The organism is Halomonas llamarensis, assembly GCF_023555005.1.
Classification (GTDB): Bacteria; Pseudomonadota; Gammaproteobacteria; order Pseudomonadales; family Halomonadaceae; genus Vreelandella; species Vreelandella llamarensis.
Map to the genome: position 1 here is coordinate 43,261 of NZ_JAMJPJ010000027.1, position 6,744 is coordinate 50,004.

Sequence of the window (6,744 nt, forward strand, 5' to 3'; positions counted from 1 at the left end):
TCAGGAGACTAAAATGACTAAATCCACGCGTCTTGAACACTGCTTTAGCGCCCTCAAGCAGCAAAACCGCCCGGCGCTGGTCAGCTACCTGACCGCGGGCGACCCGGATGCCGACACCTCCCGCCGCCTGCTGCACGGGCTTCCCGCGGCCGGGGTGGATATCATCGAACTCGGCATGCCGTTCAGCGACCCCATGGCCGATGGTCCCGCCATTCAAAAAGCCGCGCAGCGCGCCCTGCAAAACGGCCAAACCCAGGCCAAAACGCTGGAGATGGTGCGCCGCTTCCGCGAAGAAGACAGCACCACGCCGATTGTGCTGATGGGCTACTACAACCCCATTTACTGCTACGGCGTTGAACGTTTTCTGGCTGATGCGGCCCGCGCCGGGGTAGATGGCCTGATTGTGGTAGACCTGCCCCCTGAACACGACGAAGAGCTATACCAGCCAGCGTTTCAGCACGGTATCGACTTTATCCGCCTGGCCACCCCGACCACCGACGCCAAGCGCTTGCCCAGGGTGCTGGCGAATGCCTCCGGGTTTATCTACTACGTCTCCGTAGCGGGCGTGACCGGCGGCAATGCCCCCACGCCGGAAAGGCTGGAAAGCTCGGTTGCCCACCTGCGCGAACATACCGACCTGCCTATTGCGGTGGGCTTTGGTATTCGCACCGCCGAGCAGGCCGCCACCATTGGCCGCTACAGCGATGCCGTCGTGGTTGGCTCCGCGCTAGTCGACTGCATCGAACACGCCAACACGCCTGATGAAGCCGTTGAGCGGGTGCACGGCTTGGTCAGCGAGCTGGCGGAAAGCGTCAGGGCGTGTCGTAGGTAGACGGAAAGCGGTGACGGCACTGCGGGAAGTGGAAGCCCATGGCTATTAAATAAAAAATCTAATATGGGGGCTATAAGGTGATGAGCTGTTGGATCATGTCATCGCTGTAGTGATGCGAGGCGTTTAGGACACAAGCGGCACCCAGACGTGCTCAACACCAATCGAAAGCGCCACGGCGACCAGCAACCCCGCCATCAGCCAGTTGAAGCCTTTCACGACCCGCGTGCTTTTAATGCGATCCCCCACCAGACTGCCGATGACCACATAGCTGCCGGGGGCGCCCGCCGCCATGGCGGACAGCCCTAGCGCCCACACCGCCAAGCTGACGCCCTGAATACCCGCCGCCGGAAACTGAAGGGTGGCGATGGGCAGGGTCGCGATAATGGCTTTTGGGTTGAGCAGTTGCATCACCAGCCCATCGCGAAAGCTCAGCAGGCGCGGTGTATGGTCAGGCTCGCCAAAATCAGCGTTGGCGCGGGCAATTTTGACGGCCAGGTACACAATGTAGCTACAGCCCAGCGCACTCACCACGATCAGGGCGCTACCGCTGATCCAGGCAGCCCCCACCCAGCCCAACACCAGCAAGTAAACAAGCATCGCCATTCCCACGCCCAGGCAAAACCCGACCGACTGTTTGGCTTGGCCATTAATGCCAATGTTCAAACCAAGCAGATTCACTGGCCCAGGCGAATACATGGCGCCTAGGGCGTAGGCGACGATTGCTAACATGGTGAGACCTCTATGCGTGAAGGTTGGGAGTTAACGCGCGATATCGCACTGGTACTGATGGGGCGTCATGCCGTAAATGCGCTTAAAGCGGCGACTGAAATGGCTAAGGTCGGCAAACCCAAACCGCAACGCCACCTCATTGAGCGGCGCACCCTGGTCCAGCGCCGCACGGGCCGCGTTGATCCGGCAATTACGCCTACTTGAGCAGTGACGAGCGCGCCCGCGTGGCCAAGCTAAGTGTGGAAAGCGCCGCCAAAGTGCCCGTCATCGCCGGTATTGGCGCGCTGCGCACCCGCGATGTGCTCGTCAACGCTGACAATGCCCAGCAAGCAGGCGCGAGTGGTGTGCTGCTGGCGCCGGTCTCGTATCAAAAACTCACCGATGACGAAGTGTTCAGCCTGTACGAGACGGTCTGCCGCTCGCTAAGCGTGCCGCTCTGCGTGTACGACAACCCCGGCACCACGCACTTCAACTTCAGCGACGAACTGCACGGGCGCATCGCCCAACTGCCCCAGGTGCGCTCCATCAAAATCCCCCCGGTGCAGAACGACCTGGCCGCTGCCAAAGCGCGCGTTACAGGGCTTCGCGCGTTAATCCCCAGCGACGTGACCATCGGCATCAGCGGCGACCCGGCCGCCGCCACAGGGTTACTCGCCGGGTGCGATGCCTGGTACTCGGTAATCGGGGGGCTCTACCCGGACATGGCGCTGGCGCTCACCCGCGCCGCCCAGGCAGGGGATGCCGAGCAAGCGACCGCCCGCTCTCAAGCGCTTGAGCCGCTATGGGCACTTTACCGTGACTACGGCGGCAGCCTCCGGGTCGCCGCCACCATCGCCGAAATCACCGGTAGAGTAAGCCAACCCTGCCTGCCCCAGCCGCTGAATACGCTGCAAGGTGAGGCCCGTGAAAGAGTTAAAGCCGTTGTTGAAGCGCTTGCGTTAAGCTGAGGGTGTTGGCTATTTCAACGAAAGCGTTATCCAGTGAGAGTCTCATACATGCACTCCCGCACAATGGCCATTGACGGCTATGTGTTTGGAGACGGAATCACTTCAACTTGTGGAGCGTCGGGCGCTTCACGAGCGCCCTGCCTGGTTGGTGCAATAAAGACTGGAAGGGCTATTCGTCAACGTTGCCCATGTTCGTCTGCGAGGCATCGTCGTCCTGAGTGCCGTCTGGAACAGACCCTGGTTCATTGGGTGGCTTGGTCTCGAAGCGCCGCGCAACCTCGATCGCATCGGGCTCGTGATCATGACGCGTGATTTCTTTTGGAGCGCTGGGCGGGGTAACGTCTATAACACGCCATCCCGTAATGATGATGGCTTCAGCTTGCTCTTCGCTAATAGGTTCTTTACGGGTAGTACGGGCCATCTTCTCTCCTCCTTGAGAGTTGTCACTGGTGGCTTTCACTATGGCAGACCATGGCGAAACCTGCCTGGTTTGAGAGGCAATTTAACCAAGCTGAGCCTCGATCGCAGCCTTATCGATGACCGACCAGACCTCACGAATCTTTTGGTCGTGGAAGAGGTAGAACGCGTTCTCGCAAAACGTCACTTTTTGCCTATTGATAGGTAAGCCCAGGAAGTTGCCTTAACGCTATTTCCTATGGATGATTTTTAGCTAAAGTAAGAACAATGCTTACCTGCCATGCACTTGGCTTAGAACGATCTTGATACCCCTTTGCTAATGTTACGAGGTAGTTGGTGTACTAGGGCGTGTTGACGTTTGATCGAAGATGATTTGGCAGGATAGGGGCAAGCTCGCAGAATAGAGGTTCTCACGCCAACAAACTGCGAGCTTGCGATGCCCCGACAAATGCTCACGGATGAACACTGGTCGAAGCTGAAACCTATCCTGCTTCAACAAGGTATCTATGACAAGGCCAACCTGCGCATCACTGTGGAAGGCATCCTTTACCGGATGCGCACTGGCTGCCAGTGGCGGGACCTGCCAGAGGCGTTTGGGTCCTGGAATACGGTCTACAAGCGCTTCAACGCCTGGTCATCGGCTGGAAAGCTGATGGCGGTTTTCAACATGCTGGTCGAGGATCCGGATGTCGAGTGGCTATTCATTGATGGCTCTTACGTCAAGGCGCACCAGGACAGTACAGGGGCTGCCACAGAAGAGTCAGAAGCCATTGGCAAAAGTCGTGCAGGCAACACCAGCAAAATTCATCTGGCCGTTGACGCTTATGGCCTTCCCAATTCCTTCAGGATAACGGGCGGTGAGGTACACGACAGCACAGAAGCCCAGGCATTGATTGACGACTTGCCGACGGGGGAGGCGCTAGTGGCTGACAAGGGCTATGACAGCGAGCGTATCCGTGAGCAGGTTGAGGCGAAAGGCATGGAGGCCGTGATTCCACGTAGGCGCAACTCGAAAAAGGGAAATGCCAGTCTGGATAGAGGTTTATATCGCTATCGGCATCTCGTCGAGAATGCCTTTGCCCGTTTAAAATCGTATCACGCCATAGCGACGCGCTACGATAAACTGAAGCGAAACTACGAAAGCATGGTGGCTTTGGCGTGCGGTTTTTTATGGCTCCCAATGTGAAACGTCAACAGGCCCTAACTCAACATACTAAAGGTCTCCATATGGCAACCACGCTGCCGATGACGTCTGCTCAAAACCACCGCTGGATCATTTTGCTGATAGCCACCCTTGCCCAAGCAGCGGCGTGTTTCTTCGTTCAGGGCATCGGCGCCATAAGTGTGTATATACAGGCAGATATGGGGCTCTCTGCATTTCAGATTGGGGCGCTGGTCTCGGCGGCTCAGTTGGTGCCTGTGGCCGGGCTGTTGGTTGCCGGGGAGTTGCTGGACAGGTTCAGTGAGCGTTTGGTGGTGGGGGTAGGCACTCTCGTAGTCGGCATCGCGCTTAGCGCTGCTGTGCTGGCCGAGAGTTACTGGGCCATGCTGCTTTTTTTGGTCATCGTAGGGGCGGGTTACAGTACCGCTCAGCCTGGCGGCAGCAAATCGGTAGCGGCTTGGTTTGATAAATCCCAGCGCGGCTTTGCCATGGGCATTCGTCAGGCGGGCTTGCCGCTGGGCGGGGCTTGGGCTACCGCTACATTCAATGTTCATGCTCGGCTGCTTGATGGCCTGGCTGGGGTTTTTTGGCTTCGGCTGGTGTCTGCTGATCGCCATGACAATATTGGGGTTGCTAATGACTATCCAACGGGAAGGAGACGTGAATGAAAGCCATCGTGTTTGACGTATTTGGCACTATTGTCGATTGGCGTTCCAGTTTGATTCATCAATTCAATGAGCTAGAGAAAGAGTTGGGGCTTGAGCTGCCCTGTGAAGCGCTGACGGATCAATGGCGACAGCTTTATGCGCCTTCAATGGACAGGGTACGTCAAGGCGAACTCCCCTGGACGGTATTAGATGATCTGCATCGAGAAAGCCTGGTCAAACTACTCAATCAACATGGGATTGCGCTGGACGAGGCGACCATTGATCGCATTAACCTCTTCTGGCATCGGTTAACGCCATGGCCGGACGTGCAACGTGGCCTTCAGCGCTTGAAAGAGCAATACATCATCGCAACGCTGACCAACGGTAATATCTCACTGATGGTGGATGTTGCCCGTTATGCTGAACTGCCGTGGGATATGGTGTTTTCCGCCGAATTATTCCAGCACTACAAGCCTGATCCGGAAGTCTATTTAGGGGCATGCCACCTGCTGCGCCTGCCGCCTGAAGAGGTGATGCTATGTGCGGCGCATAATTCTGACCTGCGTGCTGCCCGTGCATTGGGGATGAAAACGGCTTTCATACCCCGGCGCACAGAATATGGCCTGCAACAGCGCAATGATTTAGAAGCCGAGGAAGCATGGGATGTGGTGGCTGAAGATCTCGTCGCGTTGAGTGAGCAGGGCGCAAGTCACCCGGGCCATATGTCCCGGGCGAAGTGCGTCTGAATCGGTAAATGAGGCTCAGTTGACTGCGGCGATGGCACCTGCGATATAGGGTAGGTTCTCATGAGAGAAGCCAGCCACATTGGCGCGCCCGGAACGGACCATGTAGATGCCAAATTCATCACGCAGGCGGTCCACTTGTTCTGGCATAAGTCCAGTGTATGAGAACATGCCGCGCTGTTCGGCCACGCAGGCGTACTTCTGATCCAGATCATAGGGCTTGAGAGCCTCGACAAACTCGCGACGTAGAGTGTTAATGCGGTCGCGCATTTCGTTGAGCTCATTACGCCAAATGCTGGCCAGCTCTCCGGAGTGTAAAATTTCGGCTATGATGGAACCACCATGGGCTGGCGGGTTGGAGTAGTTCTCGCGGGCGACGATGGCTACCCGGGAACGGACGTTCTCCATCTGCTCTCTATTCTTGGCTACCATGATCAAACAACCGGTGCGCTCGCAGTAAATGCCGAAGTTCTTAGAGCAAGAACTGGTGATTATCACCTCGTCGAGGCTCTCGGCCAGCAGTCGAACACCATAGGCATCTTCATCGAGACCCTCACCGAAGCCTTGATAAGCAAAGTCTACCAGCGGCAGCAAGCTGCGCTCCTTAACCACTTCGAGTACTTGGTTCCACTGTCCGTGGGACAGGTCGAAACCGGTCGGGTTGTGGCAGCAGCCGTGCAGCACCACTACGTCGCCTTTGGGAATCTTTTTTAAGGCAGCGAGCATGCCATCGAAGTCCAGGCGGTTGCCAGCATCCACGTAGGGATACTTCCTCAGAGTGATGCCTGCCGCTGGGAAGATGCCTAGGTGGTTGGGCCAGGTCGGGTCGCTGACCCAGATATCCTTGCCCGGCAATTGAGCGGCGATGAAATCTGCTGCCAGGCGCAAAGCGCCAGTACCGCCGGGAGACTGGCTGGCACTTGCACGATTGGCATTAAGTACGGGGGAATTCTCGCCGAGTATTAGCGGGAGTATGGCGTCATTATAGCGAAGATCACCGTGAGACCCGATGTAGGACTTAGTGGTTTTGTTCTTGAGCACCAGAGCCTCAGCTTTCTTAACTGCAAGCATAATCGGTGTTTTGCCCTGAGCGTCGCGGTAGACCCCTACGCCAAGGTCGACCTTCTGAGGGGTGGTGTCTTTGAGTTATTGTCAAATTTTGTGTATGACCGTTTAGGCGGCGGTCCTATCTGACTGATCTGTTAAGGGCTCCCCATCCTGGAATTTCACGTTATTCACGACCAGTTCCAGTTTGTTGAACCCCGCT

At 56.9% G+C, this 6,744-nt stretch carries 7 protein-coding genes and 3 pseudogenes; 5 read left to right on the forward strand and 5 right to left on the reverse strand.

Translation table 11 applies throughout. The annotated features are described in order from the left end of the window. Positions 1 to 13 precede the first annotated feature (13 nt). On the forward strand, positions 14 to 832 hold the full coding sequence (gene trpA / locus M8006_RS13940) for a tryptophan synthase subunit alpha (protein WP_250083222.1): 819 nt from the start codon (positions 14 to 16) through the stop codon (positions 830 to 832). A gap of 123 nt (positions 833 to 955) precedes the next feature. On the opposite strand, the gene M8006_RS13945 is transcribed toward trpA, so the two are convergent. Together M8006_RS13945 and M8006_RS13950 are read right to left on the reverse strand one after the other, a co-directional pair. Further along, the gene (locus tag M8006_RS13945) at positions 956 to 1,561 is read right to left on the reverse strand and encodes a LysE family translocator (RefSeq protein ID WP_250083224.1); all 606 of its coding nucleotides are present in this window, start codon (positions 1,559 to 1,561) and stop codon (positions 956 to 958) included. A gap of 30 nt (positions 1,562 to 1,591) precedes the next feature. Beyond that, positions 1,592 to 1,753: pseudogene (locus tag M8006_RS13950) on the reverse strand (helix-turn-helix domain-containing protein); the annotation flags it as partial. Here M8006_RS13950 and M8006_RS13955 point away from each other — a divergent pair. Beyond that, a pseudogene (locus M8006_RS13955) lies at positions 1,744 to 2,508 on the forward strand (dihydrodipicolinate synthase family protein); the annotation flags it as partial. The pseudogenes M8006_RS13950 and M8006_RS13955 overlap by 10 nt on opposite strands. A 169-nt stretch (positions 2,509 to 2,677) precedes the next feature. Here the strand turns inward: M8006_RS13955 and M8006_RS13960 are convergent. Next, complete coding sequence (locus tag M8006_RS13960) at positions 2,678 to 2,929, reverse strand: hypothetical protein (protein ID WP_250083225.1); 252 nt, start codon at positions 2,927 to 2,929, stop codon at positions 2,678 to 2,680. Positions 2,930 to 3,010: 81 nt separating this feature from the next. Further along, entirely contained in the window at positions 3,011 to 3,139 is a 129-nt protein-coding gene (locus M8006_RS13965; protein ID WP_284047064.1) for an ester cyclase, read from the reverse strand. Between the two features lie 222 nt (positions 3,140 to 3,361). On the opposite strand from M8006_RS13965, the gene M8006_RS13970 reads away from it, so the two are divergent. Genes M8006_RS13970 through M8006_RS13980 form a run of 3 tightly spaced genes read left to right on the forward strand, consistent with a single transcriptional unit; the run spans position 3,362 to position 5,480 of the window. Further along, on the forward strand, positions 3,362 to 4,111 hold the full coding sequence (locus M8006_RS13970; RefSeq protein ID WP_250083228.1) for an IS5 family transposase: 750 nt from the start codon (positions 3,362 to 3,364) through the stop codon (positions 4,109 to 4,111). A 41-nt stretch (positions 4,112 to 4,152) separates the two neighbouring features. Continuing rightward, a complete protein-coding gene (locus M8006_RS13975) occupies positions 4,153 to 4,755 on the forward strand; it encodes an MFS transporter (RefSeq protein WP_250083229.1) in 603 nt (200 codons plus the stop codon). Beyond that, positions 4,752 to 5,480 (forward strand): haloacid dehalogenase type II, encoded by a 729-nt coding sequence (locus M8006_RS13980; RefSeq protein ID WP_250083230.1) that lies wholly within the window; start codon positions 4,752 to 4,754, stop codon positions 5,478 to 5,480. The genes M8006_RS13975 and M8006_RS13980 overlap by 4 nt, the downstream gene beginning before the upstream one ends. Positions 5,481 to 5,495: 15 nt before the next feature. Here M8006_RS13980 and M8006_RS13985 read toward each other — a convergent pair. Further along, positions 5,496 to 6,620 (reverse strand): annotated as a pseudogene (locus tag M8006_RS13985) (amino acid aminotransferase); the annotation flags it as partial. Positions 6,621 to 6,744: the final 124 nt, after the last annotated feature.